At 66.4% G+C, this 24,016-nt stretch carries 20 protein-coding genes and 1 pseudogene; 9 read left to right on the top strand and 12 right to left on the bottom strand.

The genetic code is table 11. The annotated features are described in order from the left end of the window. Positions 1-9 precede the first annotated feature (9 nt). The 4 genes from ACQPYR_RS19590 to ACQPYR_RS19605 all read left to right on the top strand — a co-directional run bounded on the left by ACQPYR_RS19590 (position 10) and on the right by ACQPYR_RS19605 (position 5,066). On the top strand, positions 10-606 hold the full coding sequence (locus ACQPYR_RS19590; RefSeq protein ID WP_433634222.1) for an HdeD family acid-resistance protein: 597 nt from the start codon (positions 10-12) through the stop codon (positions 604-606). A gap of 69 nt (positions 607-675) precedes the next feature. Next, positions 676-2,094, top strand: coding sequence for a S8 family serine peptidase (locus ACQPYR_RS19595; protein ID WP_433634224.1), 1,419 nt, complete (start codon positions 676-678; stop codon positions 2,092-2,094). A gap of 516 nt (positions 2,095-2,610) precedes the next feature. After that, positions 2,611-3,999: a three-helix bundle dimerization domain-containing protein gene (locus tag ACQPYR_RS19600; RefSeq protein ID WP_433634226.1), complete on the top strand. Its 1,389-nt coding sequence runs from the start codon at positions 2,611-2,613 to the stop codon at positions 3,997-3,999. 287 nt (positions 4,000-4,286) lie between these two features. Further along, a complete protein-coding gene (locus ACQPYR_RS19605; RefSeq protein WP_433634229.1) occupies positions 4,287-5,066 on the top strand; it encodes a hypothetical protein in 780 nt (259 codons plus the stop codon). Between the two features lie 217 nt (positions 5,067-5,283). Here the strand turns inward: ACQPYR_RS19605 and ACQPYR_RS19610 are convergent, their stop codons facing one another. Beyond that, the gene (locus ACQPYR_RS19610) at positions 5,284-6,123 is read right to left on the bottom strand and encodes an alpha/beta fold hydrolase (RefSeq protein ID WP_433634231.1); all 840 of its coding nucleotides are present in this window, start codon (positions 6,121-6,123) and stop codon (positions 5,284-5,286) included. Then, positions 6,120-6,710 carry a TetR/AcrR family transcriptional regulator gene (locus ACQPYR_RS19615; protein WP_433634233.1) on the bottom strand — a complete coding sequence of 197 codons (591 nt, stop codon included), beginning with the start codon at positions 6,708-6,710 and terminating at the stop codon, positions 6,120-6,122. Before ACQPYR_RS19615 ends, ACQPYR_RS19610 begins: the two co-directional genes overlap by 4 nt. A 139-nt stretch (positions 6,711-6,849) precedes the next feature. Here ACQPYR_RS19615 and ACQPYR_RS19620 point away from each other — a divergent pair. Then, positions 6,850-7,122 (top strand): annotated as a pseudogene (locus tag ACQPYR_RS19620) (aldo/keto reductase); the annotation flags it as partial. Between the two features lie 46 nt (positions 7,123-7,168). Here ACQPYR_RS19620 and ACQPYR_RS19625 read toward each other — a convergent pair. Then, positions 7,169-7,651, bottom strand: a complete 483-nt coding sequence (locus tag ACQPYR_RS19625; protein WP_433634235.1) for a DUF3887 domain-containing protein — start codon at positions 7,649-7,651, stop codon at positions 7,169-7,171. A gap of 208 nt (positions 7,652-7,859) precedes the next feature. On the opposite strand from ACQPYR_RS19625, the gene ACQPYR_RS19630 reads away from it, so the two are divergent. Beyond that, on the top strand, positions 7,860-8,690 hold the full coding sequence (locus ACQPYR_RS19630) for an alpha/beta fold hydrolase (RefSeq protein WP_433634237.1): 831 nt from the start codon (positions 7,860-7,862) through the stop codon (positions 8,688-8,690). A gap of 147 nt (positions 8,691-8,837) precedes the next feature. Here the strand turns inward: ACQPYR_RS19630 and ACQPYR_RS19635 are convergent, their stop codons facing one another. Further along, positions 8,838-10,247 carry a PLP-dependent aminotransferase family protein gene (locus ACQPYR_RS19635; protein WP_433634239.1) on the bottom strand — a complete coding sequence of 470 codons (1,410 nt, stop codon included), beginning with the start codon at positions 10,245-10,247 and terminating at the stop codon, positions 8,838-8,840. 64 nt (positions 10,248-10,311) lie between these two features. Between ACQPYR_RS19635 and ACQPYR_RS19640 the strand changes: the two genes are divergently transcribed. The 3 genes from ACQPYR_RS19640 to ACQPYR_RS19650 all read left to right on the top strand — a co-directional run bounded on the left by ACQPYR_RS19640 (position 10,312) and on the right by ACQPYR_RS19650 (position 12,040). Then, positions 10,312-10,632: a cupin domain-containing protein gene (locus ACQPYR_RS19640; RefSeq protein WP_433634241.1), complete on the top strand. Its 321-nt coding sequence runs from the start codon at positions 10,312-10,314 to the stop codon at positions 10,630-10,632. A 90-nt stretch (positions 10,633-10,722) separates the two neighbouring features. Then, the gene (locus tag ACQPYR_RS19645) at positions 10,723-11,460 is read left to right on the top strand and encodes an SDR family NAD(P)-dependent oxidoreductase (protein ID WP_433634243.1); all 738 of its coding nucleotides are present in this window, start codon (positions 10,723-10,725) and stop codon (positions 11,458-11,460) included. A 16-nt stretch (positions 11,461-11,476) separates the two neighbouring features. Then, positions 11,477-12,040, top strand: coding sequence for a GNAT family N-acetyltransferase (locus ACQPYR_RS19650; RefSeq protein ID WP_433634246.1), 564 nt, complete (start codon positions 11,477-11,479; stop codon positions 12,038-12,040). A gap of 49 nt (positions 12,041-12,089) precedes the next feature. Here the strand turns inward: ACQPYR_RS19650 and nuoN are convergent, their stop codons facing one another. Genes nuoN through nuoF form a run of 8 tightly spaced genes read right to left on the bottom strand, consistent with a single transcriptional unit; the run spans position 12,090 to position 24,014 of the window. After that, on the bottom strand, positions 12,090-13,700 hold the full coding sequence (gene nuoN / locus ACQPYR_RS19655; RefSeq protein WP_433634248.1) for an NADH-quinone oxidoreductase subunit NuoN: 1,611 nt from the start codon (positions 13,698-13,700) through the stop codon (positions 12,090-12,092). Next, positions 13,697-15,316, bottom strand: coding sequence for an NADH-quinone oxidoreductase subunit M (locus ACQPYR_RS19660; RefSeq protein ID WP_433634250.1), 1,620 nt, complete (start codon positions 15,314-15,316; stop codon positions 13,697-13,699). Before ACQPYR_RS19660 ends, nuoN begins: the two co-directional genes overlap by 4 nt. Continuing rightward, positions 15,313-17,199, bottom strand: a complete 1,887-nt coding sequence (nuoL, locus tag ACQPYR_RS19665) for an NADH-quinone oxidoreductase subunit L (protein ID WP_433634252.1) — start codon at positions 17,197-17,199, stop codon at positions 15,313-15,315. The genes ACQPYR_RS19660 and nuoL overlap by 4 nt, the downstream gene beginning before the upstream one ends. Before the next feature lies 1 nt (position 17,200). Then, entirely contained in the window at positions 17,201-17,500 is a 300-nt protein-coding gene (nuoK, locus tag ACQPYR_RS19670) for an NADH-quinone oxidoreductase subunit NuoK (protein ID WP_062982135.1), read from the bottom strand. Next, on the bottom strand, positions 17,497-18,381 hold the full coding sequence (locus ACQPYR_RS19675; RefSeq protein ID WP_433634255.1) for an NADH-quinone oxidoreductase subunit J: 885 nt from the start codon (positions 18,379-18,381) through the stop codon (positions 17,497-17,499). Before ACQPYR_RS19675 ends, nuoK begins: the two co-directional genes overlap by 4 nt. Beyond that, the gene (nuoH, locus tag ACQPYR_RS19680; RefSeq protein WP_433634258.1) at positions 18,378-20,186 is read right to left on the bottom strand and encodes an NADH-quinone oxidoreductase subunit NuoH; all 1,809 of its coding nucleotides are present in this window, start codon (positions 20,184-20,186) and stop codon (positions 18,378-18,380) included. The genes ACQPYR_RS19675 and nuoH overlap by 4 nt, the downstream gene beginning before the upstream one ends. After that, positions 20,179-22,701 carry an NADH-quinone oxidoreductase subunit G gene (locus tag ACQPYR_RS19685; RefSeq protein WP_433634261.1) on the bottom strand — a complete coding sequence of 841 codons (2,523 nt, stop codon included), beginning with the start codon at positions 22,699-22,701 and terminating at the stop codon, positions 20,179-20,181. Before ACQPYR_RS19685 ends, nuoH begins: the two co-directional genes overlap by 8 nt. Continuing rightward, complete coding sequence (gene nuoF / locus ACQPYR_RS19690; protein ID WP_433634263.1) at positions 22,698-24,014, bottom strand: NADH-quinone oxidoreductase subunit NuoF; 1,317 nt, start codon at positions 24,012-24,014, stop codon at positions 22,698-22,700. The genes ACQPYR_RS19685 and nuoF overlap by 4 nt, the downstream gene beginning before the upstream one ends. Between the last annotated feature and the right edge of the window lie 2 nt (positions 24,015-24,016).

Consider the following 24,016-nt stretch of genomic DNA (forward strand, 5'->3'; position numbering starts at 1 on the left):
TATGGAGCTATGCCCGAAAACGAGAGTGCGGGTCTTGGGGGTTCGCTTGCCGACGGGGCGCGGCCGGCGGTATTGGTCGCCGGTATCGGCTCGGTGGTTCTCGGAGTCCTGATAGCCGTGTGGCCGGACAAGACCGAGCGGATGGCAGAGTTGTTGTTCGGCCTATACCTACTAGTGAGCGGTGCGATACAGCTGATCATCGCGATAGGCGCCCGGTTCGGGGCGACACTGCGGATGTTCGTATTCTTCAGCGGCGTCACGTCTTTGGCATTGGCCGTGATGGCCTTCCACAGCGCGAATTCGATCCTGTTGCTCGCAGTGTGGATCGGCCTCGGCTGGGCGGTGCGCGGAATCGCGCAGGCGACCGTTGCGGTGTGGGCCGACGAGTTGCCCGAGGGTGGCTGGCAAGAGATATTCGGGCTGCTGACCATGATGGTCGGATTCATCATGGTCGCCCTGCCGTTCGATTCGCTGGACGTACTCGGCATGGCGGCAGGTGGCTGCGCGATCGTGATCGGCATGCTGGAGATTCTCACGCTCGCGCGCGGACGCGGTGAGGTCGACCCGGTCGGGGCGGCCGGGCGTATCCCGGCGGCGCCGAACTGAGCTGGGGCACATCCGAGTTGGCGTGCGATCGCCCTGGCGCGATGATCATGGGGCGGGTTACTGTCGGTCATGGCACGCACCGATAGCGGTTCGGAACTGATCGTCGTCACCCACGGTGCCCGAGCGGGCATCGATCCCCATGCGGTGCGTGAGAGTCTCGCGGCACAATCGCGGCTGGTCGAGTTGCTGCCGGAAGGCGGTGCGCCGGTGCGCATCTTCGGGCCGCCCAATCGGCTGCCGCGGCGGATCGCGGGTACCGCTCGAGAGGATGTGGGCGCGGAATACCTGAACTACTTTGCCGTGCGCGGGGTCGGCGATGAACTCGAGGCGATCGCGGACCGACTGCGCGCCGACGACGCGGTCGAGGCGGCCTACGTCAAACCGCCCGCGGAACCGCCGATCGCGCCACCGGTCGTGCTGGCCGATATCGCGGCACGTCGGCTCGAGGACGCGCCACCGGTCACACCGAATTTCGAAGCCCGACAGGGTTATCTGGACGCCGCGCCACAAGGTGTGAACGCACGCTGGGCCTGGACCCGACCCGGCGGTCGCGGCGCGGGCGTGCGCATTGTCGACGTGGAGGGCGCCTGGCGGTTCACCCACGAAGACCTGCTGGCGAACCAGGGCGGTGTGATCGGCGGTGCCCCGTCGGCGGATGCGGGCTGGCGCAATCACGGCACCGCGGTGGCCGGGGAGATCAGCGGTGATGTGAACACCTTCGGCATCACCGGCATTGCCGCCGATGCCGCCATCCGCGCGGTCTCGGTATTCGACGGGGGCTCCGCGGCCGCCATCCGCACCGCGGCCGACGCACTGAGCGCGGGCGACATCATCCTGCTCGAACTGCACCGGCCCGGACCCCGCAACAACTTCCAGAACCGTGAAGACCAGGCCGGATACATCGCGATCGAATGGTGGCCCGACGACTGGGCGGCCATCCGATACGCGATCGGACGTGGCGTCATCGTGGTGGGCGCGGCGGGCAACGGTTCGGAAGACCTCGACAGCGCCCTCTACGACACCCGCCCCGCCGACTTCCCGACCTCATGGCGCAACCCGTTCCGCGGTGGCGCCGCCGACTCCGGCGCCATCCTGGTCGGTGCAGGCGCCCCGCCACCCGGATTCCACGGCCGCGATCACGGACCCGCACGCTCACGACTCGCCTTCTCCAACTACGGATCCCGCGTGGACGCCCAGGGCTGGGGCCTCGAAGTCACCACCACCGGATACGGCGACCTGCAGGGCGGCGCCGACGAAGACTACTGGTACACAGACACTTTCAGCGGAACCTCCAGCGCATCCCCGATCGTCGTCGGCTCTATCGCCAGCTACCAAGGCTTGGCCGCCGCGGCCGCCGGCCGCAAGACACCGTCGGAGGTACGGGCCCGACTCCGCGCAACCGGTTCCCCGCAGGTCGACGCCCCGGGCCGCCCCATGACGCAGCGGATCGGCAACCTGCCCGACATCCAGGCCATGATCGCACCGTGAACCCGCGGTCGCGTCGCGTCGACGCGAAGTAACTATCGCGCCGCGCGCCGACCGGCCGGGTTCTCGCACACCGTCCGGGCCTCGCACATAAGGACGCACCGCGCGACACATCGGGCTTTCCCTCCAAAGGTGTGCGTCGGGGCGCGCGGGGGTGTGCGGAATGACTTGTCGGTTCGCGGCGGTGCCCGGGTGGGGTGGAAACTTGCGGACAACGCCGGGTGGCGAAAGGTGAATGGCACGTTGAACTTTCAACGCGAATTCGGGACCGGCCCTGGGGCGGCCCGGACCGTCGACGAGATGGCGGCCGGGCTGCTGTTTCTGCCCTGACCTGGGCAGACGCTGCGGATAGCGGTCACGGCAGATGTGCAGGGGCACAGTCGAAATGGGGCTCACCCGCCAGCAATGGGGGGTTTCACCGATGCAATGCCGACCGAAAATTTCGGTAGGGTTCGGCGGCGCGGGCAGGGGCTGGGTGCTGTCGCGACCGGAGATCGATGTGACGCCGAGGAGACTGTGGTGGGTGTCGTTACTGTCCGCGAAGAGCAGGCGATTCAGCGGTTGACCGACCGCTTGGTCGACGACTACCCGGCCGATCAGGTGCAGAGCGTGGTGGGCACCGCGCGGCAGCGGTTCGAAGGCCATCCGGTGCGGGAATTCGTCCCGATTCTCATCGAGCGGATCGCGCGCCGGGAACTGGCGGCATCGACACCAGGGATCGAGTCCGAAAGCGTTGTCGCGCAACAGAACCCGAGTCAGCAGCCCGATCCGGCGCGGGGGATGAGCCGAATCGTGGCGTCCCGCGGCAAGCTGGTCGCCGACAAGCGGCTCATGGCACTCGCGGCGGCGGTCGTGGTCGTCGTCCTCGCACTCGTGGTCGGCTTCGCGGTGCGCCGGCCCGACCAGCCCGCTGCGGCCGGCGCGACAGCAGCGCTGACCACCGTGCACGGTGTCGTCGGCTCGGAGAAGCTGGCCTTCTTCGAAGACCCGCGCGTCGTGGAAGCCTTGGCCCGCAAGGGTGTCAAAGCGGAGGTCGATCCGGCCGGATCGCGGCAGATCGCCACCTCCATCGATCTCGGGAAGTACGACTTCGCGTTTCCGTCGAGTGCGCCTGCGGCGGAACGGATTCAGCGGGCACGCAATATCAGCACGAAGTACACGCCGTTCTCCTCGCCCATGGCGATCGCGACCTTCCAGCCCATCGCCGATCTGCTGACCGCGGTGGGTGTGGTGCGTCCGGGGCCGGTCCCGACCTTCGATATGGCCAGGTACCTCGAACTCGTGCGCACCGATGTCGAATGGGACAAACTCCGCGACAACACCGTCTACCCGGTGCACAAGAACATCCTGGTCTCCACGACGGACCCGCGGACCTCCAACTCGGCCGCCATGTACCTGGCCATCGCGAGCCACGTCGCCAATGACAACACCATCGTGCAGGGCCCGGCCGCCGAGCAGGCCGTGCTGCCCACGGTGTCGCGGCTGTTCGTGCGCCAGGGTTACACCGAGAACTCCACCGACGGCCCGTTCCGCGAGTACCTTGCGGCGGGTATGGGCCCGACACCCATGGTCTGGATCTACGAGGCACAGTTCGTCGAAGCGACCGTCCGCGGCCAGATCAAACCCGGCATGGTGCTGACCTACCCGTCCCCGACCGTGGTCTCCCAGCACACCCTGGTGCCCCTCACCGCGCCCGGCGATCGCATCGGCCGCCTGCTGGCCACCGACCCGGACCTGCAGCGCCTCGCCGCCGAACACGGTTTCCGCACCAGCGATCCCAGCCGATTCGCCAAGGTCGCCGCCGACAACTACGTCCCGGTGCCCGCCGACGTGATCGATGTGATCGACACACCCACGATCGACACCCTCGAACACCTGATCGACAGCGTCACCAAGTCCTACAACTGACGTCGCAGCCGCAGCACCGGGCAGATCCGCAGTCTCACGGCCGCCGCGTGTCTCGGTGCTGGGCCGGTTCGCGTCGCCTTTCGCCAGGGCATCTACCGGCGACCCGTATGTCCAGGTCATGACCGATTGCCGAGGCGGCGCGATCGGAGGATCGTGGACAATAAAGCGGGCATATCGGATCGGGGAGGCCGAGTAGCGGGGGTCGGGGATTCGAGTAGCCGGACACTCGTGGCACGGGGATGTACTCGGGCCAGGCTAGGGGAGGGGAAGAAGAAAGGAGCGTCCTCATGAGCGGGATGTTCACCAGGACGGCGAGATATACGGCCAGATATGCGGGTCCATATCGGTCGGCGCCGACGATCGGGACACACGGGATGGTGGTCTTCGGGACAGGCACCGACTGCTATTTCTCGCATCGGCCGATGTTCTTCTCGCCGTTCGACTTTCAGGTGCTGCTCGATATCGAGTTGGACCAGCGCGGCAGTCGGGCGCTCGGCGCCGATCGACGCACCGGATTCCGCGGCGGCCACGCCTTCGAACCGGCGGACCTCGCACTCGACGAGCTGGCTCCGCGCACAGGTCATCCGCGAACCACGTTCCGGGGCAACCTTATTCGCGGTCATCTCGAGTGCGGCGGCATCGTGATCGCACGTGACGTCATGGCCACCGTGCGCAACATCGTGTCCTTCACCCAGCTCGATCCGCACCCCCTGCGCACCGCGGAACTGCTCACCCATCTGTGCTTCGGCAGGGAGGGCAAAATGTATGTGGCGCACCGGATCGTGCGGCGGCCGAGCTTCGATCAAATCGTCTCCGCCCGGCTCATCCCCGGCACCGTCACCGACCTGCTCGGTGCCCCGTTGTCCGTGGATGTCACCGAGCTGGTGTTCGATCAAGCGCAGCCGATCATCCTGGGACAGCGCGATTTCGCCGGCCAGCGACTGCGGATCGGCGAGACGGCGGTGGCGGCGTTCCATGCGACCGGCACCGCGGGCGGCCGGCAAGGCTTCCTCGTCGACATCGCCATCGAGCGACAGCTCTACCTGGAGGTCGCCGACCTGGTGTGATGTCAATACCCCGGAGGTAGCTGTTCGGGGCGGATCCGATCGGGGCGCGAATCGGTCGGTGGGAGGACGACCGCTCGCGGTGCGGCCGTTACCTTCGGATCATGTTCCGGTGCAGCGGGTTCGACGATGCTGAGCGTGCGCTTTCGTTTCCGGCGAACGCTACCAATAGTGCACGTTCAGCATCGTTCGAAACACCTGCGGGCCGCGGCCGCGTGGGTCAGCGATCAGCAGTCGCTGTCAGCGCCGCCAAGAGCGCACGAGCGAATTCGGTCGGAGTTTCCCGTACGCCACTGTGCCCACCCGGGAACTCGACCAGCGCTCGGTGCAACTCGGACGCGAGGGTCTCGGCGGTCCGATAAGGGAGTTGACCACGGGTCTCCCGACCCGCGGCCAGCACGAGGCGGTCCACGACAGCGGCGAGTGCGGCCGTATCCGGCCGGTAATCGGTGACCGCGCGCAGTTCATGGGCGAACATCAGCGACGTGTTGCCCATGAGACGGCCGAGCATTTCGGCGGTACGGGCCGGGACCTCGGCTGCATCGGGCATCGGCTTGGAGGTGACGCCGACCGCCTGCATGAACCGCGCGCCCGCGACGGCGGGCCCCTGGTCCCGAGCGAGTTCTACGACCTCCTCGACCATCGCCCGATGCACGTCCGCGTCGGACAGGACCGCGAAGCACGGCGGCTCGTGGGCAACGACCAGGCGCAGCCGTTCCGGATGGCGAGCGAGCAGGTCGAGCGCAACGACCGCACCACCGCTGACACCGGCGACGTAGGCGAATTCGCCTGCGGGCGTGAGATGTTCGAGCAGACGGTAGGCATCGTCGCTGAGCACATCCATCCGCTGATCCACGGGTCCGGGAGCGTCCAGAACGCTGCGTGAATACCCGCGCGGGTCAGCAGCCACAACCGTGAAGTGCTCGGCGAGGGCATCGGCGATCGGGTCGAAGATCCCGGCGTCGCCACCGCTGCCCGGCAGCAGGAGCAGCACCGGACCGGTGCCGCGCACCTCGAAATACAGGGTGGCGCCGGGCACTTGCAGGGTTTCGGATCTCACTGCGATTTCGCTTTCTCGTCGGTCGGCCAGTGGGTCAGGGTGATGTGCAGGGCGCCGATAATGCGGTCCCAGGAGGTGGCGGTGGAGCGGGCGTGGCCGAAACCGCCGCTCGCCTCCAGGTTGGCATAACCGTGAAAAGTGCTGCGCAACAGGCGAACCGCGTCGGTGATATCGGGTTCGTCGAGGCCATAGGCACGCAGCATCCCGTAGGTCAGATCGATGGCCCGCCAACCACCGCTCCAATCTGCGGCAACGGCGGGGTCCATCGGCATCTGGGTGGCGGCATAGCGGCCGGGATGCTCCAGGGCGTAGCGGCGCCATTCGTCGGCAAATGCCGCGAGCGCATCCCGTCCGGCGCGCCCGGCCACTGCCGCGGCGATGCGGTCGGTCTTCTCGCCGCTTGCCAGCATGGCCACCCGGTTCCGCAGCTGTTCGAGGTTCTTGATGTGCGAGTACAAGCTCGCGTCCTTGACGCCGAACTTCCTGGCAAGCGCGGCGACGGTGATGTTGTCGAAACCGACCTCATCGGCGAGTTCCGCCGCCGCCAGCGTGATCCGCTCGGCGGTCAACCCGGCCCGTGGCGACACCGCGCCTCCTCGCATCGACCTATGATGCCTAGTTTATAACCTAATATCCCTAGGTTTTGCAAATCGCCGGGCACGATCACCAGTTCCTCGGGGCAGGCAATGGAACAGCTAGTGCAATAGCGACTTCGCCGGCTGGGACATCGCCACCACACAGAATGTCGCCACCTCGGGCAACCTCCTCGGGCTGGCCTCGGAGCAGAGCTTGTACAACCTGGCCTCCCGAACCATAGAGCTCGAGGTGATTCCAGCACTTCGCTACTACGGCATCGGTCTCATCCCCTGGAGCCCACTCGCCGGTGGTCTTCTCGGGGGCGCCTTGCAGAAGGCGAACGAAGGCCGCCGCGCCAGCGAACGCTCCAAGAACTCGACAACATCTGGCCGGGCCCGGGGCAGGCCCCGCAAGCGTACGCTCGGTAGCCGAAAGGGCTTCGTGCGCAACATCGTTGCGCTCAACGCTGCTAGGGGATGGGAGCCCCGGCCTCCAGGAAGAACAGGCCCGCGATGGTTGCGTCCTTGTGCATGGACACCCGGAACTCGCCGGGCTTTCGCTCCATGCTCAGGGGCACGCTCACAACGGTGAGATCGCCCCGCGTGACATCTTGCTGATTCCCGTGCGATTGGTAGCGGCCGAACTCCTTTTGATATGTCGTCCAGCTCGACGCGAGATTGCCCGAAGGGAGCTTTTTCTTCATCGCGTCATCGAAATGGGAGGTGGCCGCGGTGAAGTCTGCGCGCACGATGGCATCCAAGGTTTGCAGGGCGAGCTGGTCGTACTGATTATTCGCGGCAGCCGTTGTGGTCGCGGACGCCACCTCTTCGTGCGTATGCGTGTTCGACCCGCAAGCGCTCACCAGCGTCGGCGCTGCTATGACCAGCACGGCAAATGTGATCAAACGATACCTGCCACCTTCAGTGGTGGTCTTGTTGGATCTCGTGACCATGGCTGCTCCAGGTTGGCTCGGAAATTCACATCGGTGACAGTCCGAATCAGGGCACAGCATTACTCAGCGATCCGCGCCCGGCCAATCTAGCACAGGGAGATCTCCAGCAACCGTCGAAATAAAAGTTGGTGGCGGACCGATTAATTCGGGCGGCCAGTCCGGTCAACATTCTCGGCAGATCCATCACCACTCGTTCGAGGAGATCTTGATGACCCCGACTTTTACCGCCACCACACACAGCCTGGACGTGCCCGGGGCGCGACTGCACTACGAGGTGCGCGGTACCGGACCGCTGGTCGTATTGGTCGGCGCCCCGATGGATGCGGCGGCCTTCGCGCCGCTGGCGGAACTGCTCGCCACCGACCGTACCGTGCTCACCACCGACCCGCGCGGCCATCAGGGCAGCGTGCTCGACGACCCGGAGCAGGACTCGACACCGCAGCTGCGCGCCGACGACCTGGCCTGCCTCATCACCCACCTCGGCATCGGGCCCGCTGTCGTATTCGGCTCCAGCGGCGGCGCTGTGAGTGCATTGGCCCTGGTCCAATCCCAGCCGGACCTGGTCACCACCGTGATCGCCCACGAACCGCCGCTGGGTGAACTCCTGGATGACCGGGACCAGGTGCGCGCCGGAACCGACGACGTGATCGCCACCTACCGCGGCGGGGATGTGCTCGGCGCGTGGCGCAAGTTCATGGCCAACGCGAACATTATGATGCCCGAACCGGTGCTACAGCAGGTGTTCGGCGGCGAACGCGACCCGCGCCAGCTGGCCAGCGAACGCTACTGGTTCGATCACGAGCTGCGCGGCACCACCACGTGGGAGCCGAATATCGCTGTGCTGCAATCGACTCCGGCCCGCATCGTAATCGGCATCGGCTCCGAATCGACCGGCCAGCACTGCGACCGCACATCGCGGGCGCTCGGCGAAGCCGTCGGGGTGAATCCGACCGTATTCCCCGGCGGACACACCGGATTCGTCGAGGACCCAGCCGGTTTCGCCGTCCGGTTGCGTGCGGTACTTGGAGGTGCCGTTTAGTGCGGCCGTACTCGCGCACGTCGCGCGGTCGCAACGAAAGCTCCAGCTCAGGTCAGACGGTGCGGGACCGACTCCGGCCGGCACCGTATTCGCACGCACAGTGATGTTTCCACGCTGAGACGATGTTCACGTCTCGGATATGTCGTGCTAGACAGCCAGTGGCGGTGCCGCCGGGGCGGGCTGGTCAGGTGGTTCGTAGGTCCGCCATGCCTCAGCCAAGCGACGTGCGGCCTCGCGCAGGCTGTCGGGATCGGCGACAAAGCTGATTCGGATGTAATCGCTGCTGCCGCCGGAGGCGTCGAGACCGGCGCCGGGCAGGATCGCGACGCCGTGTCGCAGAGCGCGCTGGGCGAAGGACGTGCCATCCCCGTGGGATAGCCGGATCCACAGTGTCTGGCCGCCGGACACCGGAGGGACCTCCCATTCCGGTAGGCGTTCGCTCAGCTCGGTCACCAGAATATCGTGGCTTTCCTTGCGCTGCTGCGTGATTCGCTCGCGCAACCGGTCGAGGTCGGCAAGCAGCCAGGCGGCGGCCAACTGCGCTGGGATGTTGCCGCCGAGGTCGTGCACGGCGCGCAGCCGGGCCAACCTGGCGATGACCGGGATCGGTGCACGCACCCAGCCGACACGCAGTCCGCCCCAGACGATCTTGCTGAGCGAACCAACGGATATCACGGACTCGTCCAGGGCTGCCAGCGGCGGTGGTGGCGGATCGGTGCCCGGAAATCCGAGATCGGCCAGCACCTCGTCGTCGATCAGCGGCACCTCGGCCGTTCTCGCCGACTCGACCAGTCTCCGGCGGGCCAGCGCGGGAAGTACCGCGCCCGTCGGGTTCTGGTAGGTCGCCACGACATACGCGAGCGCCGCCGGCGTCACCGCGCCGAGGCCCACCGGACCGGTCTGCGGTATCGCCGCGACCTCCCGAAACGCCTCCAGTGCACCGGGATACGTCGGCGCCTCCACCAATATCCGGTCGCCGGACCGCAGCAGTGCGCGGGCGAGCAGCGACAGCGCCTGCTGCCCGCCACCGGTGACGAGAATCTGTTCCGGATCGGTCGGCACGCCGCGTGCCCGATAACGATCGGCGATCGCGTTGCGCAACAGCGGATGTCCGGTCGGCCGATAACCGATATCGCCCTCGACCGCAGCGAGTTCGGGCACGATGTGCCGATACGCCTGGGCCACCTCGGGAGGCGGTGTCGCAGGGGCGGCGCAGGCGAGCGAGATGACATCGGCGTCCGGTTCGAGCAGCTGCAGGAACGCCGGAGAATGGGTGGTCTCGCGGGCCGGAACGGCTGCGGGTCCCGCGACCCGGGTGCCGCTGCCCTGCCTGCGCACCACCCGGCCCTCCACGCTGAGCAGGTCATAGGCCGCCACAACCGTACTGCGCCCTACCGCAAGTACTTTCGCGAGCGCACGGTCGGGCGGCAACGGCATACCCGGCCGCAGTTCACCGTCATCGATCAGCGTCCGCAATCGACCGGCCAACAGCAAATAGAGCGGTCCGCGGTCGGCGGACCAGCGGCCGAGCCGGTCGGCAAGTTCAATTGGCTTCATATGCAAACCAATTCTGCCCGATTGGCTCTAGGGGCGCGACCCCTGTCGTCGCGAGGATGAAGTCATGAGCAAGATCTCCATCACCGATGTCATCGACGACCTGACCGGACCATGGCAGCCGCGGGACCTGGCCATCGCCAACGACGCCGTGGTCCGCATCGCTCGGTTCCACGGCGCATTCCCCTGGCACCACCACGACGAGGACGAGCTGTTCCTGTGCTGGAACGGCACCTTCCGCATCGAATTGCGGGACCGCGAGCCGGTGACGCTCGGTGCCGGTGAGATTTTCGTCGTTCCGCGCGGAGTCGAGCATCGGCCGGTGGCCGAGGAACCGGCTCACGGGATCATGATCGAACGGCCCGAAACCAAACAGTACGGTAACTGAGCACGATCGGAGCCGGACGCAAGCTCATCCGGCTCCGAGCCCCTCGCCCCAAACGTGAGAGCAGCGGAATGTTCGTGGCAGGGTGAAGGGATGAGTCGTGGTGTGTTGGTGACGGGTGCTTCGCGGGGGATCGGGCGGGCGATTGCTGTGGCATTCGCCGAGGACGGCGACCGGGTGGCGGTGCATTACTCCTCCGGGCGCGCAGATGCCGAGGAGACGTTGCGGCGGTTACCGGGTGACGGGCATGTCCTCGTCGAAGGCGATATCGGTTCGCCGGAAGCGGCCGAAGCGATCGTCGCGGCGGCGGTCGAGGGGCTCGGGACCGTGCACGTGCTGGTCAACAATGCGGCGGTGAACCTTGCGCATCCCCTGGCGAAAACCTCGTACGCGCAGTGGCAGCAGGTGTGGCGCGAGACCATGGACGTCAACCTTTTCGGCACGGCCAATGTCTCCTATTGCGCCGCCCGTCACATGATCGATAACGAGGTGCCCGGTCGCATCATCAATCTCGGCTCCCGCGGCGCATTCCGCGGCGAACCAGACTATCCCGCCTACGGTGCCACGAAGGCAGCCGTGCACGCGCTGGGCCAATCGCTCGCGGTGTATCTGGCTCCCTACGGAATCGCGGTTGCCTCGGTGGCACCGGGCTTCGTAGCGACCGAACGCGTCGCGTCCCGCGTCACCGACGAGGTCCGCGCTCAGAGCCCCTTCGACCGCGTCGCCCAACCCGAGGAAATCGCCTCCGCCGTCCGCTATCTTGCTTCGCCGGAAGCAATTTGGAGCTCCGGGGCGGTCCTGAATGTCAATGGAGCCTCGTACCTGCACTGATCCGCTAGGGGGACACATGACACAGCAGCTACCACCTTGGCCCGACACGCCACCGACCTGCGGCCCGATCATCCTGCGGGAGTACACCGAAGCCGACACCCACCTCCCGATCGAGATGGGCGCGGACCCGTACATTCCGTTGATCGGGAGCTTGCCCGCTTTCCCGACCGCTACCGAGGCACTGGGCTGGGTGCACCGTCAACGCGGCAGGCACGCCGAAGGAATCGGTTTCTCCTTCGCCATAGCCGACGCCGAAACCGGCAACGCTGTCGGCGGGATCGGTCTTTGGCTGCAAAACCTGGCGAAAGGCCGAGCGGCAGTGGGCTATTCGGTCTCTCCGGCACATCGCGGCCGTGGATTCGCTGGGGCCGCATTACAAGCCCTGACAAATTTTGCCTGGACCATCCGCACTTTGCACCGCATCGAGCTCTATATCGAGCCATGGAACACCGGCTCGATCCGCGTCGCGGAATCCGGCGGATACCTCCGCGAAGGTCTGCTGCACAGGTACGAGGCGATCGGCGGCACACGACGCGACATGTTCCTCTACGCTGCCACGCGCGAGGAGGGCACATCCTGAAACACGACACCGCCGCACCCGAGTATGGTGCGGCGGTGTCGTGACGGGCTCAGCGGACGAAAGTTGATGCGCGGTCGGACAAGTCGAGCAGCATTTGCGGGATGATGCCGAGCAGTACGGTGGCGCCCGCGGTGAATGCGACGACTGTGGTGGTGAGGAATGGTGCCGCGACGGTCGGGGCATCGGTGGGCGGGTCGGTGAAGAACATCAGGACGATGACGCGGATGTAGAAGAAGGCGGCGATGGCGCTGGAGATGACACCGACGATCACCAAGTAGCCGGCGCTGCCGGAGGCGGCGGCTTGAAAGACCGCGAACTTGGCGACAAAGCCACCGGTCAGGGGCAGCCCTGCGAAGGACAGCAGGAACATGGCGAATACCGTTGCCAGCCAGGGGGAGCGGCGGCCGAGGCCGGCCCACTGGGACATCGCCGTGGCTTCGTCACCGGCGGCATCGCGGACCAAGCTGACGACCGCGAACGCACCGAGCGTGCCGAGGCCGTACGCCAACAGATAGAACAGGATCGCCGAGGTACCGGCCTGGTTCGCCGCAACGACACCGGTCAGGATGAATCCGGCATGCGCGACCGAGGAGTAGGCGAGCATGCGTTTGACGTCGGTCTGGGTGATCGCCATGACCGCGCCGATCACCATGGTCGCGATGGCGATGGCGGCGAGCACCGGACGCCAGTCGTCCCGCAGACCAGGCACGGCGATCTGCAGCACCCGCAGCAGCGCGCCGACGGCGGCGATTTTCGTCGCCGCGGCCATGAACCCGGTAACCGAACTGGGCGCACCCTGATACACATCGGGCACCCAGGACTGGAACGGCACCGCGCCGATCTTGAACAACAGCCCCACCGCCAGCATCGCCACACCGAGCAACGCCAGGGTGGTGTTCTGCGGATGCTGGGTTATCGCATCGGCGATCCCACCGAGCTTGACCGTCCCCGCCTGCCCATACAGCAGCGCAACGCCATAGAGGAAGAACGCGGACGAAAACGCTCCGAGCAGAAAGTATTTCAGCGCCGCTTCCTGCGAGAGCAGCCGCTTGCGCCGTGCCAGCCCGCACAGCAGATACAGCGGCAGCGACAACACCTCCAACGCCACGAACATGGTCAGCAGATCGTTCGACGCCGGAAACAGCAGCAGCCCACCGATCGCGAGCATGGTCAGCGGGAACACCTCGGTGGTCGCGACGCCCGCACGGACCGCGGCCATTTCACCCGCGCTACCGGGCACCGCGGAGGCCTGCGGGGTGAACGCGTCCACGCCGCCGCCGACAGCGGCCGCGGCAACACTCCACGTCCCGGGACCGGAACGCACCCGCGGCCGCGGCTCGGCACCACGTTCGGCCATGAACAGCAGCGCCAGAATCGACACGACCAGAATCGTGCCCTGCAGAAACAGCGTCACACCGTCGATCGCCACGGCGCCGACCATCACGGTCGCCTTGGTCCCGGACAACCGCAACACCGCAACCAGCGCCGCGACCAACCCGGCCAGCCCGAGCGGCACCTGGATGGCATACCGGTGGCGGCGCGGCGCGAACGCCTCGACGAGCACCCCGACCACCGCCACCCCGAACACGATCAGCATCGGCGACAACTTGGCGTATTCGATGCTCGGCGCGGGCATACTCGCCGCGAGCAGACTGCTCATTTGTGGGCACCTCCGTGATCGGCCCCCGCTGCGGGGATCGCGGGCGTCTTCGGCGCGGGATCATGGACGCCGATGGTGGTGAGCGTCTGACCCACCGCGGGATTGATGAAGTCCAGCACCGGTTTCGGGTAGATACCGAGGAACAGCAGCGCGGCGATCAACGGCACCACCACCGCCAACTCGCGCGGCACCAGGTCATAGAGGCGCTCGTTGCCCTCCTTGACCGGTCCGGTCATCATCCGCTGGTACATCCACAGCACATACAGCGCGGCCAGCACCAGCGCACCGGTCGCGATCACCGCCGCGAATCCGTACCGGCTGAATGTGCCGAGCAGCACCAGGAATTCGCTGATGAAGGGCGCCAGTCCCGGCAACGACAGGGTGGCGAGACCAGCGATGAAGAAGGTGCCGGCCAGCACCGGCGCCACCTTCTGCACCCCGCCATAGGCGGCGATGGCCCGAGTCCCCCTGCGCGACACCAGGAATCCCGCGATCAGGAACAGCGCCGCGGTCGAGATGCCGTGATTGACCATGTACAGCGTGGCCCCGGTCTGCCCCTGACTGGTCATCGCGAAGATGCCCAGGATGATGAATCCGAAGTGCGAGATCGAGGTGTAGGCGATGAGCCGCATCACATCGGTCTGTCCGATGGCCAGCAGCGCGCCGTAGATGATGCCGATCACCGCGAGCGTGATCACCAGGGGCGCATAGGTTCCCGAGGCATCCGGGAACAGCAGCAGGCAGTAGCGCAACATGCCGAAGGTGCCGACCTTGTCGACCACCGCCATCATCAACACCGCACTCGACGGCGTCGCCGCCACCGCCGCATCCGGCAGCCAGGTGTGCAACGGCCACAGCGGCGCCTTCACCGCGAAGGCGAACATGAATCCGAGGAACAGCGCATTGAGCACCGCCGGACCGGCGCCGAGCTGTCCGGCATTGGCCGCCGCCACCACGGTGCGGAAATCGAAGGTCCCCGACGAGCCGGATCCGAGGCCCTGCCGCGCGGTGAGCACATACAACCCGATCACCGCGGCCAACATGATCAGACCGCCGAACAGGTTGTACAGCAGGAATTTCACCGCCGCACGCGAGCGCTGCTGGCGATGGGCCAGATCGGCACTGCGCGGCCCGAATCCGCCGATGAGGAAGTACATCGGGACGAGCATCGCCTCGAAGAACACGTAGAACAGCAGAATGTCGAGCGAGACAAAGGAAATCAGCACCATCGCCTCGACGAGCAACGTCAACGCGACATAGGTGTGCGACACCCGCCGCCCGCCGCCGACCTCGCGTTCATCGTTCCAGCCGGCCAGGATCAGCAGCGGCACCAGCGCCGCGGTGAGCAGCACCAGCACCAGCGCGATCCCGTCCAACCCGAGGGTGTAACCCGCGCCGAAGGCCGGAATCCACTCGTGCGATTCGACGAACTGATATTGGGCCCCACCGGGTTCGAAGCGCACGGCCAATACGATGCCGAGCACCAGCACCGCCAATGCGACAACGAATGCCAGCCCGCGCGCCAGGGTGCGCCGGGATGCGGGCAACAGCAGCACCACCACCGCGCCGACAACCGGCAATAACCACAGCGTGGTCAACCAGGGAAAGTCACTCACCAGAGCCTCACTGCCAGCAGGGCGGCGGCCACCAGTGCCGCGCCGGTGAACATGGACAGGGCATAGGACCGGACGAAGCCGGACTGCACTTTCCGGATTCGCCCGGACAGCCCGCCGATCAGTGCGGCGGTGCCGTTGACGATGCCGTCGATGCCGCGATTGTCGAGGAAGACCAGCGACCGGGTCAGATAGGCGCCGGGACGCATGAATACGCCCTCGTTGACCGCGTCGCCGTAGAGATCCTTGCGAGCCGCGATCGTCAACGCCGACACCGCTTCCGGTGCGGTCTCGGGAACCTCACGCTGCGCGAACTGGTTGTAGGCCAAGCCGATTCCGACCGCGACCACGAGCAGCGCCAGCACAGTCACCACGCCCGCGGGCACGACCTCCTCGCCGTGATGCGCCCCGACCACGGGTTCGAGCCAGTTCTGCAGCGACGACCCGAAGACGAACAGACCACCCGCGGCCACCGAACCGATCGCGAGCAGAATCATCGGGCCGGTCATCACCGCGGGTGCCTCGTGCGGATGGGTATCTGGCTTCCAGCGACGCTCGCCGAAGAACGTCAGCATCATCACCCGCGTCATGTAGAACGCGGTCAGCCCGGCACCGAACAGCGTGACCGCACCCAGTGCCACACCGCTTGCGCCGCCCTGGTTGAAGGCCGCCTCGATGATTCGATCCTTGGAGAAGAATCCGGCGAACGGCGGGACCCCGATGATCGCCAGGTAGCCGAGCCCGAAGGTGACGTAGGTGACCGGCAGTAGTTTGCGCAGTCCGCCGTAGCGGCGCATGTCGGTCTCGTCGTCCATCGCGTGCATGACCGATCCGGCGCCGAGGAACAGCCCGGCCTTGAAGAAGCCGTGGGTGAGCAGATGCATGATGGCGATCGCGTATCCGGCCGGGCCGAGGCCCGCGGCGAGCACCATATAACCGATCTGGCTCATGGTGGACGCCGCGAGTGCCTTCTTGATGTCGTCCTTCGCGCAACCGACGATGGCACCGAACAGCAGTGTTACCGCACCGACCAGCACCACACCGAGCCGCGCATCGGGCGCGAGGTCGAAGATCGGCCCGGAGCGCGCGATCAGATACACCCCCGCCGTCACCATGGTGGCCGCGTGGATGAGCGCGGAGACCGGTGTCGGACCCTCCATGGCGTCACCGAGCCAGGACTGCAGCGGCACCTGCGCGGATTTACCGCATGCCGCCAGCAGCAGCAACAACCCGATCGCGGTGAGCGTGCCCTCGCCCGCCTGCGGCGCGGTCGCGAACACCGAGCCGAAGTCGATCGAGCCGAAGGTCGCGAACATGGTGAACATGGCGATCGCCAACCCCATATCACCGACTCGGTTGACCACGAACGCCTTCTTGGCCGCGGTCGCCGCTGTCGGCTTGTGGTACCAGAATCCGATCAACAGGTAGGAGGCCAGACCGACGCCCTCCCAGCCGAGGTACAGGACGAGGTAGTTGTCCGCCAGCACCAGCAGCAGCATGGCCGCCAGGAACAGATTCAGGTAGGCGAAAAACCGCCGCCGTCCCGGATCGTGGTTCATATAGCCGACGGAATAGATGTGGATCAGCGATCCGACGCCGGTGATCAGCAGCGCGAAACACACTGACAGCTGGTCCAATTGGAGGCTGAAGTCCACCTGCAATCCGTCGACGGGCACCCAGCTGAAAAAGTCTTTGTGGATTGCGCGGGCGGCATCGTCGCGGTCGAGCATGTGGAAGAAGGCGACGACGGCGAAGCCGAACGAGGCCAGCGCGGTGGCACAGCCGAGCAGATGCCCCCACCTATCGCTGTAGCGCCCGATCAGCAGCAGCACGACGGCACCGGCCAGCGGCAGTGCGGGCAGTACCCAGAGCGTTGCGGTATCCACGTCAGAACTTCAGCAGGTTGGCGTCGTCGACCGAGGTCGAACGGCGGGTGCGGAAGATGGTCATGATGATGGCCAGTCCGACGACGACTTCGGCCGCGGCCACCACCATGGTGAAGAACGCGAACACCTGTCCGTCCAGATTCGAATGCAGCCTGGCGAAGGTGACGAAGGCGAGATTGACCGCATTGAGCATCAGCTCGATGCACATGAACACCACAATGGCGTTGCGCCGCAGCAGCACACCGGCCGCGCCGATGGTGAACAGCAGGGCGGACAGGAACAGGTAGTTCTCAGGATTCACCGCTTGCCTTCCTCGTCTGCCTCGCGGGCGGGGGTTTCGGGCTCCTCGACCTCCGAGGCGAAGGTCGGGGTCGTGCCGACCGAGATGACCGCTGCCTCGGTGAGCGCCCTGGTGCGGCGATGCCGCAAGATGGTGCTGACCGACAGCTCCTCGAAGGATCCGTCCGGCAGCCGCGCCGGAATATCGACCGCGTTGTGCCTGGCGTATACACCGGGCGTCGGCAGCGGGGTGGCGCGATCGGAGGGCCGGGCCGGGTCGTAGGCGCTGCGGAAGCGGCGGCGTGAGAGCTCCCGCTGATCCAAACGCGGTCCGAAATTCTCCCGGTGCGCCAGGATCATCGCGCCGATGGTGGCGGTGATGAGCAGTGCGCCGGTGAGTTCGAAGGCCCACACATAGCGGACGAAGATCAGTTCGGCGAGTCGGCCGATCACGTCTTGATATGCGAACCCCTTTGCCGGATAAGTGATTCCGGAGTTGCGGATGCCGTTGGCGATACCGCTGATCAGCAGCAGCCCGAAGCCGAGACCGACCGCGGCCGCGGCGAGCCGCTGCCCGCGCAGTGTTTCCCCCAGCGATTCGGGGGAGTCGACGCCGACCAGCATGAGCACGAACAGGAACAGCATCATGACCGCGCCGGTGTAGACGACGATCTGCACGACGCCGAGGAACAGCGCGTCCTGTGCCATATAGAAGGTCGCGAGCACGATCATGGTGGCGGCCAGGCAGATCGCCGAATGCACGGCCTTGCCCGCGAAAACCATGCCGAGCGCGCCGATCACGGCGACCGGGCCGAGAATCCAGAATTGGACGGCCTCGCCGGTGGAGGTATGGGTCAGTGGCTCTGCGGCTAATGTCTGAGCGGCCACAATGAATTCGGTCACCGCGCGCCTCCTTCCGCGCCCGCGGGGGCGGGCTCCCTGGGATCCGAACCGCTTTCCCCGCCGGGGACATTGCCGCGGTAGTAATCGCCTTCCGTCGCACCGGGATACATCGCGTGCGGCGGTGCGGTCATACCGGGCTGCAAGGGGGCGAGCAGCCGGTCCTTCTCGTAGATCAGATCGGCGCGATTGTCATCGGCCATCTCGTACTCGTTGGTCATGGTCAGCGCCCTGGTCGGGCAGGCCTCGATGCACAATCCGCAGCCGATGCAGCGCAGATAGTTGATCTGGTAGACCTGTCCGTAGCGCTCGCCCGGCGAAAAGCGTTCGGTCTCGGTGTTGTCCGCGCCCTCGACGTAGATCGCGTCCGCGGGGCAGGCCCACGCGCACAACTCGCAACCGATGCACTTCTCCAGACCATCCGGATGCCGATTGAGCTGGTGGCGGCCGTGATAGCGGGGCGCGGTCGGCACCTTCTGTTCGGGGTAGGACTCGGTATTGGGCTTCTTGAACATGGTCAGGAAGGTGACGGCGAAGCCGGTCAACGGTTCCAGCAGTCCCGCCTCGGGTTCCGGACGCCGCGTCGATGGATCCGGCAGCGGTGGCGTCGGGAAGCCGAGGAAGACCGCGCTGCCCGATTCTGCCGAGGCGGGTTCCTCGACCGCCGGCGGCGCGCTCTGTTTGCGGCCGGCCCGCAGGAACATCAGCACGATCAGTCCGGAAATGATGATTCCGCTGATCACCAGCAGCGGCGTCTGGATCCCGTAGCCCTCGTTCTGCAGCACCCGGGCGGTAGCGACCAGCATCACCCACAGCAGCGAGGTCGGAATCAGCAGCTTCCAGCCGAGATTCATGAACTGGTCGTAGCGCAGGCGGGGCAGCGTGCCGCGCAACCAGATGAACACGAACAGGAACGTCCACATCTTGGCGATGAACCACAACGCCGGCCACCAACCGGAATTGGCGCCGTTCCACAGGTTGATCGGGAACGGTGCGTGCCAGCCACCGAGGAACAGCGTGGTGGCGAGCGCGGAAACCGTTGCCATATTGATGTATTCGGCCATCATGAACATGGCGAATTTGAGCGAGGAGTATTCGGTGTGGAAGCCGCCGACCAGCTCGCCCTCGGCCTCGGGCAGGTCGAACGGCGCACGGTTGGTCTCACCGACCATCGACACGCAGTAGATCAGGAACGACGGCAGCAGCAGGAAGACGTACCAGGTGCCCTCCTGCGCCTGCACGATCCCGGAGGTGGCCATGGTGCCGCCGAGCAGGAACACCGTCGCGAAGCACAGCGCCATCGCGATCTCGTAGGAGATCACCTGCGCGGTCGAGCGCAACCCGCCCAGCAGCGGATATGTCGAACCCGACGACCACCCCGCGAGCACGATGCCGTACACGCCGATCGAGGTGATAGCCAGGATGTAGAGCACCGCCACCGGCAGATCGGTGAGCTGCAGTGCGGTCCGGTGGCCGAGGATCGAAACTTCCGGCCCGATCGGGATGACCGCGAACGCCATGAACGCGGGCACCACCGAAATGACCGGCGCCAGAATGAAAATCGGCTTGTCGACGATGGCCGGGACGATATCTTCCTTCAGCGCCATCTTCACGCCGTCGGCGACGGCCTGCAGCGTGCCCTTGGGGCCGACCCGGTTCGGGCCGATGCGCATCTGCATCCAGGCCACGATCTTGCGCTCCAGATACACCGCCATCATCGGCGTGAGCAGCAGGAAGGCGAAGATCGCCAGGGATTTCCCGATGACGAGCCACAGCGGGTCGTGGCCGAAAAGAGAGAGATCACTCATGGCGGTGTTCCTTCATCCTCTCGTCGGCGCGGTGCAGCTGCACCACACCGCCCGGCTGGGTGGCGAGCTGTTCGTTGACCGAGCAGCCCGGCGAGTTCAGCGGCAGCCACACGACCCGATCGGGCAGATCGGTGATCAGCAGTGGCAGCGTGATGGTGCCGCGATCGGTGGCGACGATGATCGGATCGTCATCGGCGGCCCCGATTTCGGCAGCGGTGACGGGGGACAGCCGCACCACCGGCGGCCGGGCGACACCCGCCAGATTCGGCTCGCCGTCCTGCATGCGCCCCTGATCCAGCAGCATGCGCCAGCCGGACAGGATGGCGGTGCCGGGATTGGGTTGGGTAACCGGATGCGGCCGATGCGCGGGCGCGGGCACCGGCGGACCGTCCCAGGCGCCGAGTTCGGCGAGTTCGGCGCGCGCGGATTCGGTATCGGGGAGGCCGAGCGCCACCGCCATCTCGGTCGCGATGGCTTGCAGCACCCGCTGATCCGACAGGGGTGCGGGTTCGCGGCGCACCATCGAATCGCCGAGTGCCGCATCGAATTGCCGCGGCCTGCCCTCCCAAGTACGGAAGGTGCCGGATTTCTGCATCGCCGAGGCCACCGGGAAGACGACATCGGCGCGTTCGGTGATCGCGCTGTGCCGCAGTTCCAGGCTGACCACGAAGCGAGCGGCGTCGATGGCCTCGAGCGCCGCCTTGGGGTCCGGCATGTCGGCGATCTCGACGCCGCCGATGACCAGTGCGCCCAGGGTCGGCGCGGCCTCCAGAATGGCTGCCGTATCGCGGCCGGCGGTGACCGGCAATTCCGCGACATTCCAGATGGTGCGAACCTCTTGGCGCGCACGGGGATCCACGACCGGTCGGCCACCGGGCAGCAGGCCGGGCAGCGCACCCGCCTCGACCGCACCGCGTTCACCGGCGCGCCGCGGCACCCAGGCCAAGGCGGCACCGGTTTCTTCGGCGAGCCGGACCGCGGCGGACAGTGCGCCGGGGATTCCGGCCATCCGCTCACCGACCAGCACCACGGCACCCGGCTGACGTAACAGCTGTGCGGCCGTCGCCAAAGCGGCGGCGTCGGTCTCGCCGGTGCGCATGGCATCGAGCAGATGAGGTTCGGCCCCGGGCACGGCTTGCAACAGCGTGCCCGACATCCGATCCAGCCCGCGCGAGGAGTAAGCGGCGAGCGAGAAGATCGGCAGACCGCGCTTGCGTGCCGCCTTCCGCAGCCGCAGGTAGATGATCGGCGACTCCTCTTCCGGCTCGAGTCCGGCCAGCAGTACGACCGGCGCGTTCTCCAGGGCGTCGTAGTCGACAGTGACACCCTGTCCGGCGATACGGGCGGCGAGGAAGTCCGCCTCTTCGGCCGAATGCACTCGGGCGCGGAAGTCGATGTCATTGGTGCCCAAGGCAACTCGGGCGAATTTGGCGTAGGCGTAGGCGTCTTCCTCGGTGACGCGACCGCCGATCAGTACGCCCGCACTGCCGAAGGCCGACGCCAGACCCTCGGCTGCGGCGGCCAATGCCTCGGACCAGGACGCGGGGGCGAGGTTGCCGTCCCAGCCGCGCACCAGTGGTGTGGTGAGCCGGTCACGCTCGGTCGCGTAGGTGAACGCCCACCGCCCCTTGTCGCAGTTCCACTCCTCGTTGACCTGCGGATCGTCACCCGCCAAGCGGCGCAACACTTTTCCGCGCCGATGGTCGGTGCGCTGTGCGCAGCCCGATGCACAGTGCTCGCAAACGCTCGGGCTGGACACCAGATCGAAGGGGCGGGCCCGGAACCGGTAGCTGGTGCCGGTGAGCGCACCCACCGGGCAGATCTGCACGGTATTGCCGGAGAAGTAGGAGTCGAACGGTTCGGCCTGTGCGGTGCCGACTTGTTCGAGCGCACCGCGATCCATGAGTTCGATGAACGGATCCCCGGCGACCTGCTGCGAGAAGCGGGTGCAGCGGGCACACAGCACACAGCGTTCCCGGTCCAGCAGCACCGCCGTGGACAGCGGAATCGGCTTGGGGTAGGTGCGTTTCACGCCGTCGAACCGGGTTTCGGGGCGGCCACTGGACATCGCCTGGTTCTGCAGCGGGCATTCACCGCCCTTATCGCAGACCGGACAGTCGAGGGGGTGATTGATGAGCAGCAGCTCCATCACGCCCTCCTGGGCCTTGGCGGTCGGAGGTGAGGTCAGCTGAGTGCGCACGATCATGCCGTCGGCGACGGCCATGGTGCAGGATGCGACCGGCTTACGCTGCCCCTCCACCTCGACCAGACACTGACGGCACGCGCCGACCGGGTCCAGCAGCGGATGATCGCAGAAGCGTGGGATCTGGATGCCGATGAGTTCGGCGGCCCGGATCAGCAGGGTGCCGGCGGGCACACTCACCTGGGTGTCATCGATGGTGACGGTGACCAGGTCAGCGGGAACGAGTCCACTGGTATTGGTATCCACGGTGGCGGGCCCACCCGTCGCCCGACCACCACCCCCCACGGAATCGCCGCGCGATGCTGTACTCATTTGGTTACTCCTTCGGCCCAGGCGGTGGATCGCGCGGGATCGAACGGGCAGCCGTCGAGCCGCAGATGGTCGACGTATTCCTCGCGGAAGTACTTCAGCGAGGAGATGATCGGGCTGGCCGCACCGTCGCCGAGTGCGCAGAACGATTTGCCGTTGATGGTGTCGCTGATATCGAGGAGCTTCTCCAGATCCGATTCGGTGCCGCGGCCCGCCTCGATTCGCTTCAGCAGTTGGACGAGCCAGTAGGTGCCCTCGCGACAGGGCGTGCACTTGCCACAGGATTCGTGGGCGTAGAACTCGGTCCAGCGCAGCACCGCACGCACCACACAGGTGGTGTCGTCGAAGATCTGTAATGCCTTGGTGCCCAACATGGATCCCGCTCCGGCCACACCCTCGTAGTCCAGTGGTACGTCGAGATGCTCGTCGGTGAACAGCGGCGTCGACGAGCCGCCCGGCGTCCAGAACTTCACCTGATGTCCGGCGCGCACACCACCGGCATAGTCGAGCAGTTCGCGCAGGGTAATGCCCAGTGGCGCTTCGTATTGCCCCGGCCGGGCCACGTGCCCCGACAGCGAGTACAGCGTGAAGCCCGGTGACTTCTCACTGCCCATGGACCGGAACCAGGCCGTACCGTTCAGGATGATCGGCGGCACGCTCGCAATGGATTCCACATTGTTGACCACCGTCGGGCAGGCATACAGACCCGCGACGGCCGGGAACGGTGGCCGCAGTCGCGGCTGGCCGCGCCGCCCCTCCAGCGAATCCAGCAGCGCGGTTTCCTCACCGCAGATGTAGGCACCGGCGCCGGCGTGCACGATGAGTTCCAGGTTGTAGCCGGAGCCGAGAATGTTCTTTCCGAGGAATCCGGCGGCGTACGCCTGCGCGACCGCGGCCTGCAGCCGCCGCAGCACTGGCACGACCTCACCGCGCACATAGATGAACGCGTGTGCCGCCCGAATCGCATACGCCGCGATGATGACGCCCTCGATGAGGGTGTGCGGAGTGGCCAGCATGAGCGGAATATCCTTGCAGGTGCCGGGTTCCGACTCGTCGGCATTGACCACGAGATAGTGCGGTTTGGTGACACCGTCCGGGCCTGTGCCCTGCGGGATGAAGCTCCATTTCATCCCGGTCGGGAAGCCCGCGCCGCCGCGGCCGCGCAGACCGGCGTCCTTGATGGTCTGAATGACCTCATCGGGTTCCATCCGCAAGGCCTTGCGGATGGCCTGATAGCCGTCGTGGCCGCGGTAGTGCTCGATGGTCCACGACTGCGGGTCGTCCCAATACCGGGTGAGTACGGGAGTCAATGTCATGT

It is taken from the genome of Nocardia sp. CA-120079, from assembly GCF_050955745.1.
In the GTDB taxonomy this organism is placed as follows: domain Bacteria; phylum Actinomycetota; class Actinomycetes; order Mycobacteriales; family Mycobacteriaceae; genus Nocardia.